Here is a 626-nt window from a genome sequence, read left to right as displayed (position 1 = left end):
AGGCGATCGATTTGACGACCGGATCGTTAGCACCGACATAGTCGTTGTCAGGCGCGGTCACAGTGACCGAACCAGTTGTGCCGTTGGCTGGGATGGTGATGGTGGTCTTGCCATCGTCCAACGTGAAGGTCAGCGCGCCGTGTTTGTCGATTGGCAGGCCGTCTTTGTTGGTCAGGGTCACGGTGTAAGTGATCTGACCGCCCTCGGTAACCGAGTCGGTCGCAGTCAGTTTGGCCACAACTTCGTCAACGGTGTCGGTGACCTTCACCGAGGCATCGTTACCCAGCTGCAGATTTTCGAAAGTGCGGCCACCCGCGTCGACCGCCGACTTGATGCCCAGGCTGATCTCGCCGGAGTCTTTGTAGACGTCGTCGCCTTGAGCTGCGTGAGTGTACTGGGCGCTGGTTTCGCCGGCTTTGATAGTGACCTTCTCGTTGTTGCTCAGGGTCACGACCAGATCGTTGGCCAGGGCTTTGTTGATTTGAACGGTGAACGTTGGTTTGACGTTTTCGGCTACCGAAGTTTGATCCGCTGTAATGGTAACCAGCACTTGGTCGCCTTGGTTGCCAGTGCCTGGCGTACCCGAACCTGGCTCGTCGGTAACTTCGGTGCTGACTGGGGTCTTG

1 protein-coding gene is annotated in these 626 nt (G+C 57.5%); it reads right to left on the bottom strand.

The genetic code is table 11. The features are described 5' to 3' along the window. Positions 1–626, bottom strand: a 626-nt coding sequence (locus tag PFU01S_RS22300) for an immunoglobulin-like domain-containing protein (protein ID WP_042139959.1), incomplete at both ends; no start/stop codon positions are given.

Origin of the sequence: Pseudomonas fulva NBRC 16637 = DSM 17717, assembly GCF_000730565.1 — a bacterium.
Lineage (GTDB): Bacteria > Pseudomonadota > Gammaproteobacteria > Pseudomonadales > Pseudomonadaceae > Aquipseudomonas > Aquipseudomonas fulva.
Note: the sequence above shows the minus strand (reverse complement) of the source record. Positions and strands in the feature narration are given on the sequence as shown.